General features: G+C 46.9%; 1 protein-coding gene and 1 pseudogene. Both read left to right on the top strand.

The genetic code is table 11. From position 1 onward, the window contains the following. The first annotated feature begins 30 nt into the window (after positions 1-30). A complete protein-coding gene (locus tag VN105_RS11160) occupies positions 31-951 on the top strand; it encodes a hypothetical protein (RefSeq protein ID WP_325640821.1) in 921 nt (306 codons plus the stop codon). Positions 952-1,176: 225 nt separating this feature from the next. Beyond that, positions 1,177-1,837 (top strand): annotated as a pseudogene (locus VN105_RS11155) (hypothetical protein); the annotation flags it as partial.

Below are 1,837 nucleotides of genomic sequence, written 5' to 3'. Positions count from 1 at the left end.
GGTTTGAATTGTTGAACTCCTATTCCTTTTATGAACGAAAGACCGAAGATCCTGGTGGTATATTATACACAAACAGGGCAATTGAAAAGGATTATTGATCATGTGCTGGCCCCGCTGGAAGGCAAAGCCGATGTTACTTTTGAACAACTGGTGCCTGTAACACCTTTCCCTTTTCCATGGGGAAAGCAACAATTTTACGACACTATGCCGGAAACCGTTCAATCCACCCCCCGTGGCATTGAACCGCTGAAAGTGGATGTGAATGCGCATTTCGACCTGGTGATCCTTGCTTATCAGCCCTGGTTCCTTTCTCCCTCACAGCCAACTGCTGCTTTCCTGCAAAGTGAAGCCGCCAAACAGTTATTGAAGGGTAAAAAGGTAATTACACTGCTGGGTAGCCGTAATATGTGGCTGAACGCACAGGAAAGGGTAAAAAACTACCTGCAGCAGGCGGGCAGTACCCTTGTTGGAAATATTGTGCTGGTAGATAAATCGCCCAATCTTATTTCCGTGATCACCATTCTTCGCTGGGCTTTTAAAGGAAAAAAAGAGGCTACCCGCTTTTTGCCACAGGCAGGAGTACAGGAAAACGAGATCGTTACCTCCGGCCGGTTTGCCGGACCCATAGCTACCGCACTGCAAAGCAACAAATGGGATACATTACATACGGAGTTATTGTCGCTCGATGCTGTAGAACTGCTTCCCAACCTGGTAGTTCTCGAAAATAAAGGTATCAGGGCTTTCCGTTTCTGGGCTAAATTTATCAGCGCAAAGGGTGGCCCCGGCGCGGCTTCCCGTCAGGGACGTGTGTCCATGTACCGGGCCTTGCTGCTGGCAGGGATCTTTGTTTTAACACCCATCTCCCTGGTCACTTCTATTATACAGTTGAATCTGAAAAAAGCTAAGTTGCGCCGCGAAGTAGACTATTACAAGGGTGTTTCCCTGAGATAAAAGCGTATCAAGTCCACCTTAAGGGCATGTCAAAGGCTGGTGTAATGCCAGTACAAAGCACCCCCCGGGCAGTGGCGTGATACTTGTAATTCCAATTAGAGTTCTATATTTACGTCTGTGTATAACGCATACTAAATTAAAATATATTTCACTGTGAGCTGGCTGGTAAGGCAAGACAGTTCTGACCAGGTTTTACATGTAGCCTTAAAAGACGAATAAATTCAAATGAAGGAAGTTTATATTACCAGGCTGTCTAAATTTTTACCTAACACGCCTGTAGAAAATGATGAAATGGAGAGCATTCTCGGCATGGTAGATGGAAAGGCTTCCCGTGCGCGTTTGAAGATACTTGGTAACAATAAAATCAAAACCCGTTACTACTCTTTGGACAAGGAAGGGAAATCCACCCATTCCAATGCGGAAATGACAGCAACAGCTGTATCGCAATTATTCGATGAGCAGTTCCCCATTAGCAAATTACAATTACTGGCCTGCGGCACTACTTCTCCGGATCAGTTGTTACCCAATCATGCCGCCATGGTGCATGGTATCCTGAAATGCCAGCCGGTAGAGCTGATTGCAGCTACAGGCGCTTGTGCCGCAGGGATGCAGGCGTTTAAATATGCCTGGATGTCTATCCGTTGTGGTAATACTTCCAATGCAGTAAGCACCGGTTCTGAAAAGTTCTCCGCCTGGATGCTGGCGCAGAAATTCCAGCCGGAAGCGGAGAACCTGAAAAGTCTCGACGAAAATCCCATCATCGCCTTTGAAAAGGACTTCCTCCGCTGGATGTTATCAGATGGCGCCAGCGCTGCCCTTTTCCAGGATAAACCCAATGAAGAAGGCTTATCCCTGCGGGTTGACTGGGTGGAAATACTCTCTTACG

It is taken from the genome of Chitinophaga sp. (assembly GCF_035564935.1).
In the GTDB taxonomy this organism is placed as follows: Bacteria; Bacteroidota; Bacteroidia; order Chitinophagales; family Chitinophagaceae; genus Chitinophaga.
The sequence above is the reverse complement of the archived record's forward strand: the minus strand, read 5'-3'. Positions and strand labels throughout refer to the sequence as shown.